Below are 23665 nucleotides of genomic sequence, written 5' to 3' on the forward strand. Positions count from 1 at the left end.
CTGACTCGGAAATAGGTTGATTAACAACATAATTAAAAAGTGTTAACAATAGGGTGATGGTTAATGGATATATTAATGAGTTTAGTAGGGGTGGTCACCCTACTTGCGATAGGTTTCCTCCTATCGAATAACAAAAAAGCAATTAATTTACGTACAGTGGGTGGCGCTTTAGCTATCCAGGCCGCTTTCGGTGGTTTTGTACTGTACGTTCCTGTTGGTAAAGACATTCTTAAAGGTATGTCTGATGCCGTTTCTAGCGTTATTGGTTACGCACAAAACGGTATCGGTTTCCTGTTCGGTGACTTAGCTAACTTCAAACTTGGCTTCATCTTCGCAGTAAACGTGTTACCCGTTATTGTGTTTTTCTCTTCTTTGATCGCGGTTCTTTATTACTTAGGCATTATGCAGTGGGTCATCCGTATCATCGGTGGTGGTTTACAAAAAGCATTGGGCACAAGTCGTACTGAATCTATGTCAGCAACAGCTAACATCTTCGTTGGTCAAACTGAAGCCCCATTAGTGGTTCGTCCATTCATTCCAACTATGACGCAGTCTGAACTGTTTGCGATCATGGTGGGTGGTTTGGCATCAATCGCGGGTTCAGTATTGGCTGGTTACGCGCAGATGGGTGTACCTATCGAGTATTTAGTTGCCGCATCATTCATGGCAGCACCAGGTGGTCTATTAATGGCTAAACTGATGCACCCTGAAACTGAAGTTGCTAAGAATGACATGAGCGATTTGCCAGAAGATCCTGACAAACCAGCTAACGTTTTAGACGCGGCTGCAGCAGGTGCTTCATCTGGTATGCACTTAGCGCTGAACGTAGGTGCTATGTTGTTAGCCTTCGTTGGTTTGATCGCTATGGTCAACGGCATTATTGGTGGTGTGGGTGGTTGGTTTGGTCTTGAAGGTTTAACACTTGAACTCATTCTTGGCTATGTGTTCATGCCTTTAGCTTTCCTAATCGGTGTACCTTGGAACGAAGCATTAGTCGCTGGTTCTTTCATTGGCCAAAAGATCGTTATTAACGAATTTGTTGCTTACTTGAACTTCGCACCTTACTTAAAAGACATTGCTGATGGCGGTTTAGTTGTAGCAGAAACTGGTTTAGCTATGTCAGGTAAAACGAAAGCGATTATTTCGTTTGCTCTATGTGGTTTCGCTAACTTGTCTTCAATTGCGATTCTGCTTGGTGGTCTAGGTGCTATGGCTCCTAATCGTCGTCATGATTTAGCTACAATGGGTATTCGTGCGGTTATCGCCGGTTCTTTAGCTAACTTAATGAGTGCAACACTTGCTGGCTTGTTCTATGTCGGCTAAGTAGTTGCGCACGGGGGAAACCCCACTAACTGGGTCCTGACCATGCAGGGCGGGACCTGAGTTAATTCAACCATTTTCCAGTAGTGATTCCTGTAGTGAATAGTTTCTCCAATTGAAAAACACAGAATGCAACTGAGATGTAGCTGTCATTCTGTCTTAAATGTCGTAGTTCCACGGTTACGTTAATTAATCGTAATGCAGAAGTCGCGACTTTGTTCACAATTAAGAATTTTGTGTTTGTGATTTTACGCTAGATTATTGAGATTTTTTTTAATCTAGGTAGAATGCGAGCGCCACAAAAAGAACGCTACCCTCGATGGTAGTAAACAAGATAAATGGGGTTGATGATGAAAAACGTTAAAACTTTAGCTTTAGCCGCTACTGCTGTAGCTGCAATCTCTGGCAACGCATTTGCCGCTGATCGTACAGATCTTCACGGTTCTGACTACAAGTGGATGCAGTTCAACGCTATGTACTCTATTGGTGAAAAGCCAGATAATCCAGCGTCTGGCGATCAACACAACTACTTAGAAATGGAATTCGGCGGTCGTTCTGGCGTATTCGATCTATACGGTTATGTTGATATTTTCAACTTAGCAAACGAGAACTCTAAAGACGGTGATAAGAACCCAGGTTCTGGCACAAGCAAACTCTTCATGAAATTTGCTCCACGTGTTTCTATCGATGCATTAACTGGTAAAGACTTATCTTTCGGTCCAATCCAAGAAGTTTACTTCTCTACTCTGTTCAACTGGGACGGTCTGAACGGTGAAGGCGTTAACTCTACTTTCTGGGGTGTTGGTGCTGACGTAAACGTGCCTTGGTTAGGCAAAACAGGTATGAACCTGTACGGTTTCTATGACATGAATGCTAAAGAGTGGAACGGTTACCAATTCTCTGCTAACTGGTTCAAGCCTTTCTACTTCTTCGACAACAAGAGCTTCCTGTCATTCCAAGGTTACATCGATTATCAATTCGGTGCTGATGAAGACAAAGCTGCTTTCGTACCAAAAACCTCTAACGGTGGTAACATCTTCTTCGGTCTATACTGGCACTCAGATCGTTACGCTCTGGGCTATGGCCTGAAAGGCTTCAAAGACGTTTATCTGTTAGAAGATGGTGCTGGTGCACTAGCTCTAGAATCAACAGGTTGGTCACACTACCTGTCAGCTACTTACAAGTTCTAATTTCTTGTAATACTAGTTGCTTGTTGGGGCCGCATTATGCGGCTCCATCTTTGTTTTACCATGAGTCTTTATCTAAGCCTATTAGGCTAACAAGTGGGTTTATATAAAGGTTTGTGTTTTTCTCGCGCTAAAATGGATTTTTCGCGGAAAAGTAGGAGCAAGATTTTATTCGTATCCTCTCTTCCGGTCTTCAAGGATTCAAGTCGTGGTCACTTATAAGTTATTTTAAGTGTCAGGATGCCTATTGCTCTTTATGACTTAGGCAAGATTGAATACCTACAACAAGGTAGTTTGTATAAGCAAATTACTCGGCACCGCCTGAAGGCCCGGCCATAAAAATAATCAAAATAATGCCACCTCTTAAGCGTTGCTTTTATGCGACTGATTTCTATTCATTTAATTTTTATTTTGGAGAGCTATTATGACTGATTTAAAAAAAGCAGCACAACGCGCCATCGAGTTAATGGACTTAACGACTTTGAATGATGACGACACAGATCAAAAAGTGATCGACCTGTGCCACAAAGCGAAAACGGCTGCGGGCAATACTGCCGCTATCTGCATTTACCCACGTTTCATCCCGATTGCACGTAAGACGCTAGATGAAATCGGTGCTGAAGATATCCAAATCGCCACTGTGACTAATTTCCCCCATGGCAACGATGACATCGCCATTGCCGTACTAGAAACCCGCGCTGCCGTTGCCTATGGTGCCGACGAAGTTGACGTGGTATTCCCATACCGTGCGCTGATGGAAGGCAATGAAACGATTGGTTTTGAATTAGTTAAAGCCTGTAAAGAAGCCTGTGGTGAAGTCTTGTTAAAAGTCATCATCGAATCTGGCGTGTTAGCTGATCCTGCGCTTATCCGCCGTGCATCTGAGCTTTCAATCGATGCGGGTGCTGACTTTATCAAAACTTCTACGGGTAAAGTGCCTGTAAACGCCACACTCGAAGCGGCTGAGATCATGTTAACTGTGATCAGCGAAAAGAATACCCAAGTAGGCTTCAAGCCTGCCGGTGGTGTGCGTGATGCTGCCCAAGCGGCTGAGTTCCTCGGTGTTGCTGAGCGTATTTTAGGGGCTGACTGGGTTTCACCGCGTACCTTTAGATTTGGTGCTTCAAGCTTATTAAACAGCTTGCTGCACACACTAGAATTGGCTGATGCGCCTAAGCCAACTCAAGGCTATTAATCGCAAACTATCGCTGATTAATACTATCAGCGTATAGCGAGCCTAATTAAGTGTGACCTAAATCTATTTGGCAAACTCAAAACTTCGATAGTATGAACTTGTAATATTGCTACAGTTTTGATGTTTCATTGCAAAGATAAGCGCTAGCGACAGGGTTGTTAGTGCCTATCTTGGAGGCAGTATCATGTTTCTAGCTCAAGAGATTATTCGTAAAAAACGTAATGGTTTAGCGCTAAGTTCCGAAGAAATACAGTTCTTTGTTCAAGGTATCACCACCAACTCCGTATCTGAAGGTCAGATCGCCGCATTAGGCATGGCGGTGTATTTTAATGACATGAATATGGATGAAAGAATCGCTTTAACGACAGCAATGCGTGATTCTGGCACTGTGCTTAATTGGCAATCATTGGGACTCAACGGTCCTGTCATCGACAAACACAGCACTGGTGGTGTCGGCGATGTGATTAGCCTCATGCTCGGCCCTATGGCTGCGGCGTGTGGTGGTTATGTGCCTATGATTTCTGGACGCGGCCTAGGTCATACGGGCGGCACGCTCGATAAGTTTGATGCCATTCCGGGTTACCAAACTGAGCCTTCAAGTGAATTGTTCCGTAAAGTGGTTAAAGACGTCGGAGTGGCGATTATTGGCCAAACGGGCGATCTCGTTCCTGCCGATAAACGCTTCTATTCTATCCGCGATAATACCGCCACCGTTGAATCCATTTCCCTCATCACAGCATCGATCCTGTCTAAGAAATTAGCCTGTAATTTAGATGCGTTGGCGATGGACGTGAAAGTCGGTAGCGGCGCTTTTATGCCAACCTATGAGGCATCGGAAGAATTAGCTCGCAGTATCGCCGCCGTTGCAAATGGCGCGGGTACTAAAACGACGGCTTTGCTTACCGATATGAATCAAGTGCTTGCATCTTGTGCAGGTAACGCGGTTGAAGTGAAAGAAGCCATCGACTTTTTAACGGGTGCTTACCGTAACCCGCGTTTATATGAAGTCACTATGGGTCTTTGCGCTGAGATGTTGCTCCTTGGCGGTCTTGCAAGCAATGAAGCCGATGCTCGCGCTAAACTGAATCGTGTACTCGACAATGGTCGCGCTGCAGAACTCTTTGGCAAGATGGTGTCGGGTCTTGGTGGTCCGGTTGATTTTGTTGAAAACTACAGTAAATACCTGCCGCAGTCACAAATTATTCGCCCAGTTTTTGCCGATATGCAAGGTTATGCCTACAGCATGGATACCCGTGAGTTAGGTTTAGCGGTTGTGACCTTAGGTGGCGGCCGTCGTAAGCCCGGCGATGCACTAGACTATAGTGTTGGCTTAACCCAAGTGTGTGCCCTAGGCGATAAAGTGGATTCATCGACGCCGATTGCCGTTATCCATGCACAGTCTGAAGCCGCCTTCGCGGAAGCTGAACTCGCGGTGAAAAAAGCGATTCACATTGGTGAAACCGCTCCAGAAAAAACACCTGAGATCTATGCCTATATTCGTGCATCGGATCTTTAAGGAAGAATTATGAAACGTACCATTATTATGATGTTGGACTCCTTTGGAGTCGGTGCTTCTGCTGATGCAGCAAGTTTTGGTGATGTCGGTTCCGATACCTTTGGTCATATTGCTAAAGCATGTGCTGAAGGCAAAGCTGATATTGGCCGTGAAGGCCCACTTAAATTACCTAACCTAGCGCGCTTAGGTTTAGGCCATGCGGCGATGGAAAGTACTGGCGCCTTTGCCCCAGGTTTTGGTGACAATGTTGAGTTGATTGGTGCTTATGGTCATGCCCAAGAGTTAAGTTCGGGTAAAGATACCCCGAGCGGTCACTGGGAAATGGCGGGCGTGCCCGTACTATTCGAGTGGGGTTATTTCAGCGAGCACCAAAATTCTTTCCCTCAAGAACTGACGGATAAGATTTTAGCCCGTGCGGGTCTGGATGGATTTTTAGGTAATTGTCATGCTTCTGGCACAACTATTTTAGAAGAGCTAGGCGAAGAGCATATGCGCTCTGGCATGCCTATTTTCTATACCTCAGCCGATTCTGTGTTTCAAATCGCCTGCCATGAAGAAACCTTCGGTTTAGACAATCTTTATCGTCTTTGCGAAATAACCCGTGAAGAGTTAGAGCCTTACAATATAGGTCGCGTTATTGCCCGTCCATTTGATGGTACTGGCCCAAGTGACTTTGCTCGTACTGGTAATCGTAAAGATTATTCGCTGGCGCCACCTGCAAAAACCGTATTAGATAAGCTGAATGAAGCGGGCGGTGAAGTGGTGAGTGTGGGCAAGATTGCCGACATTTATGCTTACTGCGGTATAACTAAAAAAGTGAAGGCGAACGGCTTAGAAGCGCTTTTCGATGCGACCTTAGCCGAAGTGAAATCTGCGGGTGATAACACTATAGTGTTTACTAACTTCGTGGATTTTGACTCTCACTATGGTCATCGCCGTGATGTGGCTGGTTACGCTAAAGGGTTGGAATATTTCGACGCCCGTTTGCCTGAGATGCTCGCATTATTGGGTGAAGACGATCTGCTGATTCTAACGGCGGATCACGGTTGCGATCCAACATGGCAAGGCACGGATCATACCCGTGAATATGTGCCAGTATTAGCCTTTGGCGCTGGATTGAAAGCAGGTTCTCTGGGTCGTCGTAAGAGCTTTGCTGATATCGGCCAATCTATTGCGAGCCACTTTAAGCTTGAACCTATGGCCTATGGTGAATCTTTCCTTTAGGAAAATTAGCATTTATTTCGATTTGGCGGCTGACATTTGCCGCCAGTAAACAAAGACTTAAGTCTTAATAAAATAAACAGGGGTTATTTCGATGGCAACACCACACATTAATGCTGTAGAGGGCGCATTCGCTGAGACAATGCTGTTTCCAGGCGATCCATTACGTGCAAAATATATTGCTGAAACATTCTTAGAAAATGTTGAGCAAGTGACTGATGTTCGAAACATGCTAGGTTTTACTGGTACTTATAAAGGTAAGCGTATTTCAGTTATGGGTTCTGGCATGGGTATTCCTTCATGCTCTATCTATGCTACTGAGTTAATTCGTGATTACGGCGTTAAAAACCTGATCCGTGTGGGTACTTGTGGTGCGATCAGCACTGACGTTAAAGTGCGTGACGTGATCATCGGTATGGGTGCATGTACTGACTCAGCGGTTAACCGTTTACGTTTTAAAGGCCAAGATTTTGCTGCTATCGCTAACTATGAGCTGATGAATGCGGTTATCGAATCTGCGAAAGTTCGTGGCACTAAAGTTCGCGTAGGTAACATTTTCTCTGCGGACCTGTTCTACACTCCTGATCCACAAATGTTCGACGTGATGGAGAAGATGGGCGTGTTAGGCGTTGAAATGGAAGCGGCTGGTCTGTACGGTGTTGCCCATGAGTTTGGTGCACGTGCCCTGTGTGTTGTGACTGTATCTGACCACATCCGCACTGGTGAAAAGACTTCTGCAGAAGAACGTCAAACCACATTCAATGACATGATCATCATGACATTAGAAGCGGCGATTACACTCTAACTGTATAAGAGTGTGCTACTGAAAAAAGGGTTCGCATTGCGGACCCTTTTCTATTCGACTTTGTTATTTATGGCTTATCTAGAACCTAGCTATCAATAGATGAGTTGTCCTATCTTCCTATCTATTGAGATAGAGATTAACCGGTTGAATCAGTGTCGAGATCGCTTGGCTCGCTGGGCGTTTTTGGCGTCGAGGTTTCGGCCGTAACGGCTGTTGCTTTAGTCGCGTGTTTTACCTGACGGACACTTTTAACCTTAGGTTTAACCTTTACAGGTGCCGCTTGTTCCGCATCGTTTGTCGCGTTTTTAACTGCTGTATTATCCTGTAACTCCAATGATTTTTCTGACGTTTTTTCGGCCTTAGTTTGCGCGCCTTTCTGAGTGAGCTTATCAACACGGGTCTCTGTCACTGCTTTTGGCGTCTTAGTGGATTTAGCCGCTTTTTCTTGTGGATTATCTGTGGTCGACACAGCTTGATCTTCGGTTAGCACTTGCGCCAAACCATCATTAACACTTTCTGATGGATCTTCTGCTGATGAGCGTTTCTTAGGTTTTTTTGGCGCTTGACGCAGCTTAACCCTAAAGCGGCGGCGGTCAAAATCGGCGCGTTTGAAAGACAAAGAGCGCGAAAGCAACATACCTATCAAGCCTGCAACCAGCAGCATGATTTGCTGTTGTTCCATGTTTAAGTTGTGGGCTTCTTTGATTTCGTTGAAAAACAGCTTGGTATCGAGCCTGACTTCGACATAACCTAGATTTTTCCCTTCTTGGATCACAGGCTCTACATAGGGAGGATATTTGCTTAGTAGCAAATTCATTTCTTCCGAGTCAGGATCTACAACATCCTTAGTGATGCTTTGGGCGAAGGATAACCGCATGCCTTGGTCGCTGAAGATAGCCGCAGACATCACCTTAGGATCTTCGACTAAAGCGCTGGCGAGCCATTGCAACTGCTCATCATTTTGCAGTTGTAGCGCGGGCGCTGCACCATAAGCAGTTTGCTGTACCAGTAATCTGGCCATCTTTTGAGTTTGGGACTTTAGAAGCAGCTGACCTTGTAGTAGGCTTGTCTGCCACAATTGTACTAAGCCGAATATCAAGGCGAAGGCGGCGGCAATTTGGATCAGTCTACTGATTTTATGGCTTTTCTTTAGCCCTTTAAGATATAACACTTTGACCCTTAAAATGTAGAGCGCTTGCCTAATCATAATTGATTCTGAGTGAGCCCGATAGTTGGAGAATTTAAGTCCGATGGAAAGCTTGAACCAAGATGCGCTTTTTTTGTGGTTAGTCTCTGACCATTCCCCAAGGTTTGAACGCCAAGGGCAAGTGTTTGAACGTTATCAAGAGTCAGCAAACCCCGCTGGTGTTTCGCGTTTGCGGGTGATCTATCAAGATACGTTAGCGCAGGCAGGGGTATCGGCCTGGATTGCGGCATTGCCTTCGTCTGATGTTATCGGTATTTCACATATCGAACGTCAAGTCGGCTTACATTGTATCGAGTTGGCACTGGTAAATTTGCCTTCTCAGGCGCAGTTAGCAGCGTTTCCTCAGTCTTTGGCTGAACTGCATGTCATCAATTTTGATTTACCTCGTTTGAACCATCCCGGCTTATTAGTGATGGACATGGATTCCACTGCGATTCAGATTGAATGTATTGATGAATTAGCGGCCATGGCAGGCGTGGGTGAGCGCGTGGCGGCGATTACTGAACGTGCTATGCAAGGTGAGCTAGATTTTGAACAGAGTCTGCGTCAGCGCGTGGCACAGCTTAAGGGCGCCGATGCCAGTATTATCAAGACCTTGTGCGACAACTTACCTTTAATGCCTGGGCTTGAGTCCATGCTGTTAGAACTTAAATCCCATGGCTGGCGTTTAGTGGTGGCATCTGGCGGCTTTACGCCTTTTGTGGGTCATTTAAAACAGCTTCTAAGCTTAGATGCGGCCTTTGCTAATGAGTTAGTCATCACTGATGACAAACTCGCGGGTGAAGTGACGGGTAAAGTCGTGGATGCGCAGTTTAAGGCGGATGTGGTTGAGCGTTGCTGTGAGCAGTGGGGCATTCCAAAAGGTCAAAGCGTCGCTATCGGCGATGGCGCCAATGATATCCCTATGGTGATGGCGGCGGATTTTGGTATTGCTTTCCATGCCAAACCTAAGCTGGCAGCCGCGGCGGATGCCAATATTCGCCACCTCGACCTGCGCGTTTTACCTTATCTGTTGCAAATCTAGGTTATTCATTTATTTGAAATTTGAATCGAGATGAAAGCCTAAGTCAGGGCTGAGTTAGAGTAATGACTCTTGTCTTTTATTGATGAGCTGGTAGTTTAGGGAGATTGATAAACTACCAGTGACTCATTTTGACTCAGCTCGCTCAAGGCTCAACATCACCCATTTCACAGTCTTCAATCTTTCTGCCGTACCGCGATGGCCAACTGCATCTACGTCAGTTATTACCGTCGGTGCTTGATTTTTCTAAGACGCCTATTCTCATGCTCCATGGTGCCATGTCTAACGGTCGGGTGTTCTATAGCCAAAGTGGCCGTGGCCTAGGTTGTTTTTTGGCTAAGGCGGGATTTGTGGTGTATGTGTTGGATACCGCAGGCAGAGGGCTCAGTTTGCCGAAAATCGATCGGGATTTTACCTTAGGGCAAGGTGAAGTGATCTGCGAGCAATTACCTTTAGTGCAGCAGGCCATTCTCGATTTACATCAAAAAGCTTGTCAAGAACAAGCGGCTCAAGATGATCGCAAAGCCGTGGCGCCTTCGCAAGTGCATTGGTGCGCCCATTCATGGGGCGGGGTGTTAATGGCGAGCAGTCTGGCCCGTTATCCTGAGTTACAACAAAGCGTTCGTTCACTGCTTACTTTCGGTAGCAAGCGGACTATTCGGGTTAAGTCCTTCAAAAAATGGTTGATGGTCGATGTCTTTTGGAATCGTCTAGCGCCAGGCTTAGCAATGGGCCAAGGTTATCTTGCTGCCGATAAGCTGCGTATTGGTATGGACAATGAAAGCCGCGCCTCATTAGTTCAAAGTATTGATTGGGTGCGGGGTGATTGGATTGATCACGACGATAGATTTGATTATGCGAAAGCGGCAAAGCGCGCTAATTGGCCACCGGCTTGGTTTATCTCAGGGCAGAACGATACTGTGCTGGGGCATCCTGAAGATGTGGCGGATATGGTCGCAGAGTGTGGCTTTAAACGAGTTAAATCAACGCTTCTTTCTAAGGAGAATGGCTTTAAGCATGACTATGGTCATGCCGATATGCTGACGCATTTAGATGCCACCAGCGATCATTTTCCCAAAATTAGTGATTGGTATTTAAGTTTTGATTTGGCGGTGTTAAATGGTTAAGACTGTTTTTTGTGGAGCACTGGGTATCTTAATTCAACCTCTTGGGTGATATCCAAGAGTTCACCGACGCCAATCACTCGCCATAGTTGTTCTTCTAACTGTTTGGCTTTATGGTTTGCATGAATATTAATGTATTCCAACTCGCGGCGCAGGTAACTCATGTCTGGCTTCTCTGTCGCGCCACGGTAAATGCGTAGGGCGAGGAATCGGCCTACTGCTTTGCTCTGATTGATAAAGGTTATCTGAGCGTCAACTTCACCGACTTCCGTGGCGGGAGTACACTTTAAAAAGATTTTGCCACGTGATTGACGGATCAATTGAACAAACACTTCAATAAAATCCATATCTTGCTGGGGTTTCATCTGGCGAATAGGTTCGAGAATATCCCGTTTAAAGAAACCGTCTTTTAGCAGCGGCGCTAAATTATATTGCAGGGTATCTGAGGTGCCCGCAGCAAAAATATCGCTGATCTCATCTTGTCGCGTACCGACGCCTAAACACGCGACTTGGGCCGATTTTGTCGTTTTTTCAACAAAGTAGGGCACAGAATGCAGATCATGCATCAAAATGTTTTTTAAACCATCGGCAAGTTCATTAGCCTCACTATTGTTCTCGGTCAGTTGTTCTAGCTTTTCCTTATTATGGGCAATGAGTTTATTTAAAAACTCCACCCCCACATGGGGGGTATGGCCCATGACTGCGGTTAAGTGCAGCGTCACGCCATTCTTGCGGGTGCGCACTAAACGGTAGGGGAGGTTATCTAGCTGTGTTTTGCCTGCAATGGTTTGTAGTTTGGGAAAGCTTAACAGTAGTGGTTTATTCGATGAAAAATCTGTCGGGTTGTCTAAGGTTAATTGCATGCCGCGGCTAGAAATATCTAAGGTAATGCCCGTGGCTTTCAGCTTGTCTTGCGTCACGTTGACTAAGGTTTTAAAGGCGAAACGAGCCTCTTGGCGTCGCTCGCTAAACTGCATGGAAACTAACTTAATTTGATTGGTGGTTAATCGTTGTTGACCAAAGGTTTTAAGGGCATTGGCATTACTGCTGTCTTGCCAAGCTTTGTAATGCCCTCTGGCATCTTCATTGCTGATATCAATGAGCTGCAGTAAATGACTAAACTGCGATAACTGCTGTTCGACCAGCGGGCTGAATTTAGCCTCATCACCCGGCAAAGTTGCACGGCCATAGCCTTTATCATGATAAATTTTATCTTGGGTGACTTTAAAGATCCGCCAGCTAGGTTTGGTCGACGCAAAGCCTAAAAATAAAGGCATCATGCCCTTAGCTTTAAGCTCGGCTAAGGTGGCAGAGTAAAAATATAAGCAGCCTTGGGCGTTATAGGTAAAACTAAAAAATAACCCGTGGTCGGGATTCTCTGGATGACTCAGTAGTGCCGATAAACGGCTTGGCGTCAACATGGCAGGCAATTGGCTGACATCATTCTCATCTTGAAAATAATGCACTATCTGTTGGTTGTCACGGCTGAGTAGCATGTGACTCAAACCTTGGGTTTGAGTATTGAAATACAAAGGTAAGTGAGGCAAGTGGGGTAAATAATGGCGTTCAAATCCGAGTCCTGTTGCACTCACTATCACATCATTGACATCTACCTTATAACGCAGTTTATAGCCGCGGATTAAATTGCCGAGCATTTCACTTAAGGCTTCGCTGCCACCAAGGCGTTTGAGTCTTAGCCAAATATATTCGCCATTGGTTTGGCTATCGACAATCTGATAATCCACTCCTAGCTGGAGATCGGGATAGTAAAACTCTTCACTGAGTTCCAGTAACTTAACTTTGAGTGGTTGGTCGAGATCGAAGGGATGATTGGCGGCGAGGCGAATACGGGCACCGCCGATAGATAAATCTGCCGTGATCCCAGGTACTTCACCTCGACCGGATTGTGATGCCGCAATGCGAATACTGTAATTCATCCGCTCCTCAGCGCGGTTGAAATAACTGCCTAATACTACGCCTGGCACCATAAAAGGTTCTGGCTCAGCGGCTTCAACCTGAGTCACACCTTGGCGTAATTTTACCCGACGCTGTTGATGGGCATTGAGCACATATTCATACACACCTAAGGTATATTGGTTGCGAAACAGTGACATGGCCTCATGCATACTGCTTTTGGCAGGCTCATCTAAAAAATGTCGCTGTTGACCTAACATGACTTCAGTACAAGGAAGCTCTGATTTATCCCTGAGATCGATAATTCGCGTGCAAGGCGAAGCCAAACGACTCAATTCCATTTTCACAAGAAAACGGGTCGAATTGGTTTCATCTATCGTCAGCTGCTGAAAAATCTCTTGGAAGTTAGGTTCCATGAGTAACGGCTTGAGCTGTTCGATGAGTGCACTATGGTTATCTAAACTCATGTAGGGTTCTTTTTAATGCTTATTAATACCCAAGCTACCTGAAGATACGAGTTTCAGAGCGCATAGGGTGGTTCAATTCAAGGCGCATCAATGACAGAATGTCGGCCACCTTCTGAATTGATGCAACACGGAAGTGGAGTGCCCTATGCGCTCCGTTCCGGCGGGTTTTAACGCACTTTATGCTGTGTTAGTTATTTTTAACTTAGCCCGCTAGGTCTGCAAATAACTGCCTTACCTAAAGTGCGTTATATTCCCGCTGAATTCTGCATCTTCAGGTTGTTTGGGTATATGTTGTACTGTTAGTCTTATGTCGGCAGTATTCATCGTTACTTAAATTGATTTTATACAGATTTTAATGAGTTATGGCAAAGAATAAAACAGCGTACGTGTGTAATGAGTGTGGACAAGACTTCCCCCGTTGGCAAGGGCAATGCAGTGCTTGTCAGGAATGGAATACGATTACTGAGGTCAGGCTCGGTGCGGCTTCCCCTGGGCGCAGTACTAAGTTTGTCGGCTATGCCGGCGCGAGCAGTAATGAAGTGAAGACATTAGATCAAATCGATCTCAATGCTATGCCACGAATATTGAGCCATTTCGGGGAGTTAGACCGAGTGCTCGGTGGCGGGATAGTGCCAGGTTCAGCCATTTTGATTGGCGGACATCCTGGTGCGGGTAAGAGTACGCTTTTATTGCAAACCCTGTGTCATCTGGCCGAGCAAATGCCTGCACTGTATGTCACGGGTGAAGAGTCCTTGCAGCAAGTGGCCATGCGTGCCCATCGCCTTGGTTTACCAACCAATAAACTGCGGATGTTATCTGAAACCAGCGTCGAACAAATTTGCGAAGTTGCCCTAAAAGAATTGCCAAAGGTCATAGTGGTCGATTCGATTCAAGTGATGCACATGAGCGATGTGGCATCGAGCCCCGGTAGTGTGTCGCAGGTCCGTGAATCCGCCTCTTACTTAACGCGTTTTGCGAAGGAGAATGGCATTGCCGTCATCATGGTCGGCCATGTGACGAAAGATGGCAGTCTGGCGGGACCTAAGGTATTGGAGCATTGCATCGATTGCTCTGTGATGTTCGAAGGCGATAGTGATAGTCGTTACCGCACCTTGCGTTCCCACAAAAACCGGTTTGGCGCCATCAATGAGTTAGGTGTATTTGCCATGACAGAGCGCGGCTTAAAAGAAGTCGCCAATCCTTCGGCAATTTTCCTTTCCCGTGGTGAAGAGGAATCTTCTGGCTCGCTTGTTATGGTGGTCTGGGAAGGCACACGGCCGCTACTGGTGGAACTGCAAGTGTTGGTGGATAATTCGGCCATGGCTAACCCGCGCCGCGTGGCTGTGGGTATGGATGCTAACCGTTTAGCCATGTTGCTTGCCGTGATGCACCGCCACGGCGGTTTACAGATGTCGGATCAGGATGTATTTGTGAACGTGGTGGGCGGCGTGAAAGTGACTGAAACCAGTGCCGACTTAACGCTACTCTTGGCTATGGTATCGAGTTTTCGTGGGGATATTTTGCCCAGCGATTTAGTTGCCTTTGGTGAAGTGGGGCTATCGGGTGAAATTCGTCCAGTGCCTAATGGGCAAGAGCGATTAATCGAAGCCGCTAAACATGGTTTTAAGCGCGCAATTGTGCCTAAGGCCAATGTGCCGAAAAAGCCTCCTGCGGGGATGGAAGTCGTGGGTGTGTCTAAGTTATCCGAAGCGCTAGAAGCGATTTAGTCATTAGGCCGAGTAAAATTAGATGCTAGCTAAAGTAAGGCGCTAGCTAGGCTAAATGTAGATACTAGCTAGCATTAAACGCTCTCAAGCGAGATGAACGCCAGTAAGCAAAACAGCGCCATTAGGCGCTGTTTGTGTTTGTGAGCGAGTGTCTTAATCTGCGATATTGTGTTTTTCGATAAACAACATAAGTTCGCGATTCAGCAAGGAGGCATCACCTAAGTTAAGCTCCACCATACGTTTTAGGTGGCTGATGCTGTCGACGTCGATGAAGTTACACTTCAAGCCTAATTGGGCATTTTTTTGATGGACCAACTCAGTTTCCATACGGATCTCAATGTCAGATTCGGGCAGGATAAAACTGAGGGTAATTGCATCACCCGAGTGGATAAAATTTTGCGGCTCTTCCACCAAAGCGCCATTTAGACTCAAATCGAGAATGGTCGTCTCCCACTGTGCAACACCTTGTTGTAGATGTGCATTCGTGGCAAATAGAATCCGCGAAAACTTGCGCCTTTCGTCCATACCCAATCCTTTTTCTTTCATAGTCAGCTAAGTGTAGTCCCATCAGTGTCCCTAAGCATATGTCATATTGATGTGACTGTAAAAGCAGAGCAATTTTTTGTTCAATAAAGCTACCGAGATCGCATATTTAACCTTTCACGCATATGCAAATATGAAAAAGTATGAATAATTCACGTAAGTAAAATAAGAGAAATTGAAAATGGCTTATAGTGTGCTCGTTGTCGATGATGAAGCGGTTATTCGTGCGCGATTGAAGGGATATTTTGAAAAGGAAGGTTATCGCGTCGTTGAAGCTGCCGATGGCGAGCAAATGTGGTACGAATTTAATCGCCAACATATCGATTTGATCATGCTAGATATCAATTTGCCCGGTGTTGATGGTTTGAGCCTGACCCGTGAGCTGCGCAGTCGCTCCCATGTGGGCATCATTCTGGTGTCTGGGCGGGATGAATCTATCGACAAAATCGTTGGTCTCGAAATGGGCGCCGATGATTATGTAACTAAACCTTTCGAACTGAGGGAGTTGCTGGTTAGGGTAAAAAATCTTCTGTGGCGGATTTCCCTTGTGAAGCAAGCTGAGCTGGCGGTCGCCGAAGAATTATCCCAACCGGACGATGTGATCAGTTTTGAAGGTTATCAACTCGAACTCAACAGCCGTAAATTACGCCATGGCGATGTGTTGATCAAACTCACCAAAGCGGAATTCGAGTTACTGGCCGCATTTGCCCTGCATCCGCAGCAAGTCTTATCCCGCGAGCGTTTAATGCAGCAAACCAGTCACCGTAATCTGGATGTCAATGACAGAACCATAGATGTGATCATTCGCCGTCTTCGCAATAAACTCGACACTGAATTGTTTGTCACTGTTCATGGGGAAGGTTATTTATTTGCCGCTAAAGTGGACGATTAATACGAGTTAGGTCGCACTTGGTACAGAGGGTAAAAGTCGGCCTCCGCTAGACTGAAATCTAATTGAGACAAAGTGTTAGAGGATGATGTTCGCTTGATGATCGCAGGGCCTATATCGCCAAATGCCTTAGCGCCTTCGAGTTGTTTCACTGTAACATCAATGGCGAGTTTTCCCTGTAATACGACTAGATCATCATTACTGTAGATGACTTTTTCCCGTTTTAGCCCACGTAAAATGGCGGGGGACAAGTAACTGCTTACTAGCTTTACTCTGTTACTTAATCCCTTTTGTTTCAAAGTACTAATGGCGGCTTCAATCGCCACTGCGCTGCCGAGAATATAATCCGGCTGCTGAGCTTTTAGCAGCATCTGCAACTGGTCACGATACAGATTGCGATTATTATCGGCGTGCTGAATGGCACTAATCTTGACTTGGCTCCCTTCAAGCGCCTGACGTATACCTTGCTCAACTAAATCTGTACCACCTACGTTTTCTGGTCCGGCCAAGAGTGCCAAATTTGCCGTTTGATGCGGATGTTGTGATGCTGCATCGGCTTTGATGAAGTTACCCGCCAGTAACCCCATTTGATACCAGTTGACGCCAATATGGGTTTGGACTCGGTCGCTATTGAGTTTATTGACTAGAGCTAATACGGGTTTAGTGAGCGGTGTTGTAAATTGGGCGAGTAAATCTGGGCTGACTGAGCCCAGTAAGATGGCATCATAGTCGCCTTGCATACAGCTTTGTAGCTGTGCCAGTTGTTTATCTTTATGGTAATAACTGCCTGCTTCGAAGAGATCGAGTGAGACGCCAAGGGCTTTGGCATGTTGGATCAGTCCATAATCAATGCCAATCCAGTAGGCATCTTTAAGGTGTGGCACTAGGGCGCAGATCCGCCAAGGCTTTTGAGCTTTTGTCAGCGGTAAGTAGTTTAATGTTTGGGATTGCTGGATTTTGACATTGAATGGCGTGCGCTGCTCTAATGGCCAAGTGAGGTTTTCACTTGTCGCATAGCCTGAAAACACGAGGCCAAATGTGGCGAGTGTGAACAATCGTTGCCAATATTTTCGCATCATCCCGTATTATCCGCTAAGCATAATCTTGGATGGCATTGTAACAGTTTAAGGAAGATGTGTGGCTCCTTTATCTTTATCGCGAACCAGTTTAACCGGTCGATTAATGCTCGCCTTCAGTGTGTTAGGCGTATTGCTGATGCTGCTTGTTAGCTTAGGTAGCTTGAGTCTACATTGGCTAAAACAGGCCGATAGTTACTTGTACGAAGAGTCACTCCCCGCATCCCAAGCGGCGAGGCAGCTAGTGCAAGCTTCTAATGCCTTGTCCGATGGTGTGCAGCAGTTAGGGCGGGTAGAAGATGAGCGTCAACGGGAGTTTATTGGTCGTAAACTGAGCCTTGAAAGTGTCAATATGTTTAATGGCATCAAAACCTTAACTATATTGGATGTTAACGAAGGCCAAAATCTTAACCAGCTGGCCGAACAAATCATCAGCCAATTAACCTCACTGGGCAAAAGTGTGGGTAGGCGTTTGACCATGGGCGATGAACTGCAGCTTAAGGCCCATGATTTGTCCATCGCCGCAGGACATGCCTCCGAATTACTTCAATCTGAGCTCGCCGTCGTGAATTCTGCCATCTTGGCGAAGTTGAGTCAGGCCTATCCTGATATGGCAGGCGCGAAGCGCAGCGGCCGATTACTCGACGATGTGATTGAGGGCGAACTTGATATTCAAGAGCAGCTCAATCGTGCCCTTAAGTTAGTTCATCAAATTGCCTTGTTAAGTCAGCTATTTGAATCCTCCGAATTGCAGTCAGAATTACAATTAAGTGTGCCGAATTTACTGGCGACGTTTGCAAGCACGAATCCTTCCCCGAGTTTTACGCTTCCTGAGCCTGAGATGGCGACGGCAATGGACAGGGCGCTTGCCCATAAGACGGATTCAGCGCTTGCTTCGAGTGACATCAATATCGATTTGATGGCACTCGATAATGTGCCCGAGATAATTCGCGATCCGGGGCGTTTGCAGGCGTTAAAAACCGAATTAGCAGTGTTAGCGCACACACCACAAATCATTAAATTACAGCGGGAATTAAGCCAAACACTGCAGCAGCAACAGCGTCAGCAGCAAGAGTTAGCCGAAAAACTCTATGGACTTAATACGCTGGTGGATAGAGCTCTAAATCAACAGCAACAACAGGCTGAATTAGCACGTAGTGATTATCTACACCAATTGTCCCTTGCTAGGCTTGGGCTTTGGGGCACCGGTGCCTTGATGTTTGTGGTAATTGGCTTTGTGATCTATCGAGTGATTTATCGCGGTATCGCCCTTAGGTTAAATCAGGCGACCGAGGCCATGTCCCGCCTGAGCTTAGGTGACACGGACGTGAGTTTAGAGGCCCACGGGGATGATGAACTGACTGCGATGGCAAATGCTATCGAAGCCTTCAAGCGTAAAACTGCCCATAATCTTAAATTACAGGCTGATTTACGTCAGGTGGCAGATGAGTTGACCGAGCATAAAAAGGCGTTGGAGCAAACGGTTGCTGCCCGTACGCAGGAGCTGGCCGATACCAATAATCGCCTCGATGCCGAAGCCAAGGGCCATGCTAAAGCAAGGAAAATAGCTGAAGAGGCGAGTCAGGCAAAATCCCAATTCCTTGCGACCATGAGCCACGAAATTCGTACGCCTCTCAATGGTTTACTCGGTACATTAACTTTGCTCGGTCACAGTGAACTACCGCCAGCGCAGCAGCAAATGTTAGCGCTATCGCAATATAGCGGCACTTTATTACAAACCGTGTTGAACGACATTTTGGATTTTTCGCGTCTTGAACAAGGGAAACTCAGCCACGAGCCAAGGCCAACCGATATCAATACCTTGCTCGATGAAGTGCTGGCAATCATGGTTGCGGGTGCAAATTTAGCTGGGCTCAGCCTCAAAATGAACAAGCCTAAGCTACCAAACTGCATCAATATCGATGGGCCTAAGTTGCGCCAAGTATTGTTCAACCTAATCGGCAATGGCATTAAATTTACGCAAGAGGGCTGCGTGACGCTAACTGTTAGTCTGCAAGGCACCCAATTGTCCTTTGTCGTACAGGACACGGGCGTTGGTATTGTGCCTGCGGCACTTGATAAACTTTTTGTGCCCTACAGTGCTTTACCTAATCAAGGTCGCAGTCGCGGCACGGGTTTAGGGCTCGCTATTTGTAAGCAATTGGTTGAGTTAATGGATGCTAGCGGCCGCGGGATTTGGGTTAAAAGTCAGCCAGGAAAAGGCAGTGAGTTTGGTTTTGAACTCGCCTTTAATGAATGCGATATGACCAATACCCAAGCGGTAAAAGAGAGGGTGCTAGTGCCTGCTCGCCAAGTGATGGTGGTAGAAGACAATAAAGTGAATGCTATGGTGGCGCAGGGATTTTTAGCGCACTTAGGTCACAAGTCAGTGCTTGCTGTCAGTTGCCAGCAGGCGCTTGAATTTGTTGAGTCTAGCGGCGTGGCTTTCGATGCTGTGATGCTGGATATTCAGCTCAGTGATGGCTCTGGAATTGATTTATTGCCGCAGTTAAAAATGTTGATCGCCAACCCTAATGTGAAGTTTGCCGCCTTTACCGCCCAAATGCAGAGCGAGGATTTACAGCATTACCGCGAGGTAGGATTTGATGCTGTATTGGCTAAGCCTCTAAGTCTACAAACCCTTACAGAATGGCTTGGCGTTGCGGTTTCTCCCTTGTCGGCATCCATTTCATCATCGACCGTGAATGACCTGTTGTCTGCGCCGCCTCAAGTCACAACGGAAGCTAAGATTGCAACGACAATAGCGGATGTCGATGATGAGCCGTTATTAGATCTCAAGCAGTTAGCGCAGGATAAGGACGTACTCGGCAGCGAAGCTATGATGTCTATGCTCGATCTTTTTAGTGATTCGAGTCGTGAGCAGCTTGCCAAACTGTCTCTAGCTAATCCCAAGGAAGAGGTAGCCAAATTGCTGCACGGGCTTAAGGGCAGCAGTGCCAGTATGGGATTGATAGCGTTAGCTAAATTATGTAAGGAGTTAGAGCTGGCGCTAAAAGCCAGTGCAAATAAAGACAGTGTAGATAAAGCCAGTGCAAATAACGCGTTGGAGCTTAGTGAATTTCAACGCCTTGAGTCTTGCTGGCAGGCATCCATTGCCGCCTTAAGCCAATGGTTAGCTGCACAAAACGACTGAACTTGCCTGCTCATAAACCCACCTGCTCATCAACCTATTGGATAGCATTAGTCTAAAGATAAGTCGCTCTAGAACGTTTAGCTAATCACCGCCACAGCGGGTTCAAGCTGTGCGATATCTTGCTTCACCCACGCTAAGGTGAGTGTGGCAACGGCACTATAAAAACCGTTTTTGTCGCATTGAGTGAGTTGGTTAATAAATTTTGCTAACCAAGAGTCGATGCAGGTTTGCAAAAAGCTTAATTGGACACTGTCTTCACTGTGACAACATAAGTGCGCCATATAGGCGAGCATCACGGCCAAATGGTCGGCGGGCTCTGGGAAATGACTCTGCACCTGCAGTTTGCTCTGGTGTAAAAATTCACTCATCTGCTGATGTTGCTGACCAAATAGCAGAGGTTCATCTTCACCGCTTAAATACAGGCTAGCATAGGGGGAAGCGCTGTGTTTGGTGCCAACGAGAAATAAGCCGCAGTAATCCGCCGCGAGTTCGAGTAACGTCTCATCATCTTTTATCCCATTGAGCATGCTGCGAATTTTATCCACTGACTGAGTGAAATTAGCCTCTAGGCTAAGCTGTTCCCAGAATTGCTGCGCCGCTTCGCTGGTGAGTTCTTTAAGTCTTTGCTCGTCAACTTCGCGGGCGAACAGTGATGATAACAGCTGATAAACCAAGGCTCTGGCGTGGTTGATATCGACTTGACTCATTGTATATTCCTCAACACGCCCTAGTTTTGGCGCTAAGATTGGATGCTGAAACGCGCCGTGTTCGGCGCATCTCAGCATTTTGGTTCTAAGGTTAGATTTCGACTTCGATAGGACCATCGAAGGAGCTGACCTTAGGCACTTTGCCTTGGTATTTTTCAAACTCGACTAAGCAAGTATAGGCTGAGCAAGCTTGGGCAAGTTTAGAGGTGCCTATGTCTAAAGTGAGGGTGTTAGGATCGCCATAACTACACAGGGCGCCGACTTCAGCCCCACCTTCAGTGCTACCATCTTTACCTACTGGCCCATACCATGCGCCTTCGTGAATCCGCACAATACCAGTAGGGAAGTTGTCCGATACCACAGCACCTGCCAACAGTTGGCCACGGTCGTTAAAGACTCGCACTATATCGCCATCTTTGATGCCGCGCGCTTTTGCGTCGACAGGGCTGATATACACAGGCTCACGGCCATTGACTGCGTAGGTCTCGCGGTATTCTCGCGACTCACACATTTGCGAGTGTAAGCGTTTGTCTGGGTGGCATGACTGCAACCAAATCGGATGCTTGTCAGAGCCTGGACCGCCATGGCTACGCTCGGTTTTCTCCATCCAAGTTGGGTGACCTTTACAGTCATCGTAACCGAATTGATCAATCTTACGGCTAAAAATTTCAATCAAACCTGAAGGCGTGCCTAGTGGATTGATTTCAGGATCGTTTCTAAAGTCTGCATGGCGCGTCCAGACTTCACCGTCACCAAAATGCACATAACCTTGTTTCCAGAAAGTCGCAAAGTCAGGCATCTCAAACTTGCCCGCGTTGGCGGCTTTACATTCGTTATAGAGGGTTTCTAACCACTCCATTTCGCCCATGTTACGGGTGTATTCTTTCTCTTTGCCGAGTACGGCGGCAAAGCGAGTGAAAATTTCAAAATCCGACAAGCTATCAAACAGTGGCTCAACCATTTTCTGCATGGCTAAAATACCGCGGTTAGCATAGGCGCCGTACACGTCGATATCGTTGCGCTCATAGGTAGTACAAGCGGGCAGTACGATATCCGAGAAGCGGCAAGTTGCCGTCCAGTTCACATCGACAGTGACCACACACTCAAGCTTATGGAAGGCTTGCTTCATACGATTTCTGTCTTGGTGATGGTTCCAAGGGTTATTACCCGAGAAAATCATCATCTTGATATCGGGATAAACCACTTTCGAGCCGTTAGCATCAATGGTTTTGCCGGGTTCGAGAATCGCATCAATCCAGCGGGCAACCGGAATCGTGCTGCTCGCGCCCTTGAAGTCGGAGCTATCAAATAGCGGCTTTTGATTTTCGTCCAAGTTACGGGGGAAGGCACCTGGCGCCGCGGCACCCGATGAAGGCACGCCGATACTCGAGTAGTGGTGACCATAACTGATGCCACCACCGGGTAGACCGATTTGGCCGATCATGGTCGCCAGTACCGCCGCCATCCAATAGGGTTGTTCGCCGTGTTGCTGGCGCTGGATGCACCAACCCATCATGAACTGAGTGCGGCCCTTGACTAAGGTTTTGGCTAAATCGCGGATAACATGGGCTTCAACACCACAGATAGGCGCGGCCCACTCTGGGGTTTTGGCGACGCCATCTTTAGTGCCCATCACATAAGGCACAAACTCTTCAAAGCCTAGGCTGTAGCCTTGGATAAATTTATCGTCGTAAAGTTTTTGGCTAATCATCTCGTGGGCGATGGCCAGCATTAAGGTCACATCTGTCTGTGGGTTAACGTAGAGTTGCTCACAGCCCAAATAGGCTTGGGTCTTAGTCACCACAGGGTCGATACTGATAACGCGGATCTTGCCTTGCTTCACTTTCTCTTTTAACTGCGCAAGATAAGCAAAAGACTCGTGGGTTTCCGCATTCCAACCCACTTGCAGGTTCTTGTACGGATCGTTCGACCACAGCACGATAGTGTCGCTGTGTTCTAAGATCAGCGGCCATGAAGTGCCTTGGGCATACACTTCGGTTGAACCTAACACATAGGGCAGAATCGTTTGGCCTGCACCTGTGGAGTAGTCGCCGATTTTCTTCACATAGTTGCCGTGCATCCCCACCGCGCGTTGCATATGACTCGTGCTGGAATGCAGTTGACCCGTGGCGCGCCAACCGGTTTGACCCGCATGCAGACCTGATGGACCGTATTGGGTTTGGACTTCATCTAATGAATGCTTAAACAGTGTTAATGCCTTGTCCCATGTTACACGAACAAAGCGGAAATCACCCCGTTGATGGGTATTACTCTTATGACCTTTGAGTAAAAAATCTAAGCGCACCATAGGGTAACGTACACGCGATGGATTGTAGACCATGCCGCGGATGCCGTTAATCATATCCGTTGGATACTTATCTAAGTCGAAGGGTTTCACTTCGGCAATGACGCCGTTTTTGCGCTTCATTTTAAAGGCGCCGAAGTGTGAACCTGTGGTTAGCCATTCGTCTTCATTGATGCCCGCTTTGGCTAAGGCATTTAAGGGCGTTAACACTGAGCTGCCACCTAAGACAACGAAAGAGGATGAGGCGATACCCTTTAAAAAGTCTCTTCTGTTCATGGTATTACTCC

17 protein-coding genes are annotated in these 23665 nt (G+C 46.7%); 11 read left to right on the forward strand and 6 right to left on the reverse strand.

The window, feature by feature from the left end; all coding sequences use genetic code 11:
- Window positions 1-63 precede the first annotated feature (63 nt).
- The 6 genes from DYH48_RS03720 to deoD all read left to right on the forward strand — a co-directional run bounded on the left by DYH48_RS03720 (window position 64) and on the right by deoD (window position 7244).
- Window positions 64-1323: a NupC/NupG family nucleoside CNT transporter gene (locus DYH48_RS03720; RefSeq protein ID WP_012587038.1), complete on the forward strand. Its 1260-nt coding sequence runs from the start codon at window positions 64-66 to the stop codon at window positions 1321-1323.
- Between the two features lie 347 nt (window positions 1324-1670).
- Window positions 1671-2510 (forward strand): nucleoside-specific channel-forming Tsx family protein, encoded by an 840-nt coding sequence (locus DYH48_RS03725; RefSeq protein WP_115334078.1) that lies wholly within the window; start codon window positions 1671-1673, stop codon window positions 2508-2510.
- A 421-nt stretch (window positions 2511-2931) separates the two neighbouring features.
- Window positions 2932-3702, forward strand: coding sequence for a deoxyribose-phosphate aldolase (gene deoC, locus DYH48_RS03730; RefSeq protein WP_006086931.1), 771 nt, complete (start codon window positions 2932-2934; stop codon window positions 3700-3702).
- A 184-nt stretch (window positions 3703-3886) separates the two neighbouring features.
- Window positions 3887-5218, forward strand: a complete 1332-nt coding sequence (gene deoA / locus DYH48_RS03735) for a thymidine phosphorylase (protein WP_012587040.1) — start codon at window positions 3887-3889, stop codon at window positions 5216-5218.
- Window positions 5219-5227: 9 nt separating this feature from the next.
- Window positions 5228-6442: a phosphopentomutase gene (locus DYH48_RS03740; protein WP_115334079.1), complete on the forward strand. Its 1215-nt coding sequence runs from the start codon at window positions 5228-5230 to the stop codon at window positions 6440-6442.
- 91 nt (window positions 6443-6533) lie between these two features.
- Window positions 6534-7244, forward strand: coding sequence for a purine-nucleoside phosphorylase (gene deoD / locus DYH48_RS03745; RefSeq protein WP_006086929.1), 711 nt, complete (start codon window positions 6534-6536; stop codon window positions 7242-7244).
- 136 nt (window positions 7245-7380) lie between these two features.
- On the opposite strand, the gene DYH48_RS03750 is transcribed toward deoD, so the two are convergent.
- Window positions 7381-8415 (reverse strand): YtjB family periplasmic protein, encoded by a 1035-nt coding sequence (locus tag DYH48_RS03750; protein ID WP_115336087.1) that lies wholly within the window; start codon window positions 8413-8415, stop codon window positions 7381-7383.
- Between the two features lie 79 nt (window positions 8416-8494).
- Here DYH48_RS03750 and serB point away from each other — a divergent pair, with 79 nt between their 5' ends.
- Entirely contained in the window at window positions 8495-9475 is a 981-nt protein-coding gene (serB, locus tag DYH48_RS03755; RefSeq protein WP_115334080.1) for a phosphoserine phosphatase SerB, read from the forward strand.
- 128 nt (window positions 9476-9603) lie between these two features.
- Entirely contained in the window at window positions 9604-10599 is a 996-nt protein-coding gene (locus DYH48_RS03760; protein WP_115334081.1) for an alpha/beta fold hydrolase, read from the forward strand.
- Here DYH48_RS03760 and DYH48_RS03765 read toward each other — a convergent pair.
- Window positions 10596-12977: a PilZ domain-containing protein gene (locus tag DYH48_RS03765; RefSeq protein WP_115334082.1), complete on the reverse strand. Its 2382-nt coding sequence runs from the start codon at window positions 12975-12977 to the stop codon at window positions 10596-10598. The genes DYH48_RS03760 and DYH48_RS03765 overlap by 4 nt on opposite strands.
- Before the next feature lie 362 nt (window positions 12978-13339).
- Here DYH48_RS03765 and radA point away from each other — a divergent pair, with 362 nt between their 5' ends.
- Window positions 13340-14704, forward strand: coding sequence for a DNA repair protein RadA (radA, locus tag DYH48_RS03775; protein WP_115334083.1), 1365 nt, complete (start codon window positions 13340-13342; stop codon window positions 14702-14704).
- Between the two features lie 153 nt (window positions 14705-14857).
- On the opposite strand, the gene DYH48_RS03780 is transcribed toward radA, so the two are convergent.
- Window positions 14858-15229 (reverse strand): PilZ domain-containing protein, encoded by a 372-nt coding sequence (locus tag DYH48_RS03780; protein WP_006086924.1) that lies wholly within the window; start codon window positions 15227-15229, stop codon window positions 14858-14860.
- A gap of 199 nt (window positions 15230-15428) precedes the next feature.
- On the opposite strand from DYH48_RS03780, the gene torR reads away from it, so the two are divergent.
- A complete protein-coding gene (gene torR / locus DYH48_RS03785; protein ID WP_115334084.1) occupies window positions 15429-16139 on the forward strand; it encodes a two-component system response regulator TorR in 711 nt (236 codons plus the stop codon).
- Here torR and torT read toward each other — a convergent pair.
- Complete coding sequence (gene torT / locus DYH48_RS03790; protein WP_172481147.1) at window positions 16136-17215, reverse strand: TMAO reductase system periplasmic protein TorT; 1080 nt, start codon at window positions 17213-17215, stop codon at window positions 16136-16138. The two genes, torR and torT, sit on opposite strands and share 4 nt — an antisense overlap.
- Window positions 17216-17273: 58 nt before the next feature.
- Here torT and torS point away from each other — a divergent pair, with 58 nt between their 5' ends.
- Window positions 17274-20366, forward strand: a complete 3093-nt coding sequence (gene torS / locus DYH48_RS03795; protein ID WP_115334085.1) for a TMAO reductase system sensor histidine kinase/response regulator TorS — start codon at window positions 17274-17276, stop codon at window positions 20364-20366.
- Window positions 20367-20443: 77 nt separating this feature from the next.
- On the opposite strand, the gene torD is transcribed toward torS, so the two are convergent.
- Window positions 20444-21073: a molecular chaperone TorD gene (torD, locus tag DYH48_RS03800; RefSeq protein ID WP_115334086.1), complete on the reverse strand. Its 630-nt coding sequence runs from the start codon at window positions 21071-21073 to the stop codon at window positions 20444-20446.
- Window positions 21074-21164: 91 nt separating this feature from the next.
- Window positions 21165-23654, reverse strand: coding sequence for a trimethylamine-N-oxide reductase TorA (torA, locus tag DYH48_RS03805; protein WP_115334087.1), 2490 nt, complete (start codon window positions 23652-23654; stop codon window positions 21165-21167).
- Window positions 23655-23665: the final 11 nt, after the last annotated feature.

It is taken from the genome of Shewanella baltica, from assembly GCF_900456975.1.
Classification (GTDB): Bacteria; Pseudomonadota; Gammaproteobacteria; order Enterobacterales; family Shewanellaceae; genus Shewanella; species Shewanella baltica.

Coding starts and splice junctions, on each gene's coding strand:
- DYH48_RS03720 (WP_012587038.1), top strand. CDS start 64: ATGGATATATTAATGAGTTTAGTAGGGGTGGTCACCCTACTTGCGATA.
- DYH48_RS03725 (WP_115334078.1), top strand. CDS start 1,671: ATGAAAAACGTTAAAACTTTAGCTTTAGCCGCTACTGCTGTAGCTGCA.
- deoC (WP_006086931.1), top strand. CDS start 2,932: ATGACTGATTTAAAAAAAGCAGCACAACGCGCCATCGAGTTAATGGAC.
- deoA (WP_012587040.1), top strand. CDS start 3,887: ATGTTTCTAGCTCAAGAGATTATTCGTAAAAAACGTAATGGTTTAGCG.
- DYH48_RS03740 (WP_115334079.1), top strand. CDS start 5,228: ATGAAACGTACCATTATTATGATGTTGGACTCCTTTGGAGTCGGTGCT.
- deoD (WP_006086929.1), top strand. CDS start 6,534: ATGGCAACACCACACATTAATGCTGTAGAGGGCGCATTCGCTGAGACA.
- serB (WP_115334080.1), top strand. CDS start 8,495: ATGGAAAGCTTGAACCAAGATGCGCTTTTTTTGTGGTTAGTCTCTGAC.
- DYH48_RS03765 (WP_115334082.1), bottom strand. CDS start 12,977: ATGAGTTTAGATAACCATAGTGCACTCATCGAACAGCTCAAGCCGTTA.
- radA (WP_115334083.1), top strand. CDS start 13,340: ATGGCAAAGAATAAAACAGCGTACGTGTGTAATGAGTGTGGACAAGAC.
- DYH48_RS03780 (WP_006086924.1), bottom strand. CDS start 15,229: ATGGACGAAAGGCGCAAGTTTTCGCGGATTCTATTTGCCACGAATGCA.
- torR (WP_115334084.1), top strand. CDS start 15,429: ATGGCTTATAGTGTGCTCGTTGTCGATGATGAAGCGGTTATTCGTGCG.
- torT (WP_172481147.1), bottom strand. CDS start 17,215: ATGATGCGAAAATATTGGCAACGATTGTTCACACTCGCCACATTTGGC.
- torD (WP_115334086.1), bottom strand. CDS start 21,073: ATGAGTCAAGTCGATATCAACCACGCCAGAGCCTTGGTTTATCAGCTG.
- torA (WP_115334087.1), bottom strand. CDS start 23,654: ATGAACAGAAGAGACTTTTTAAAGGGTATCGCCTCATCCTCTTTCGTT.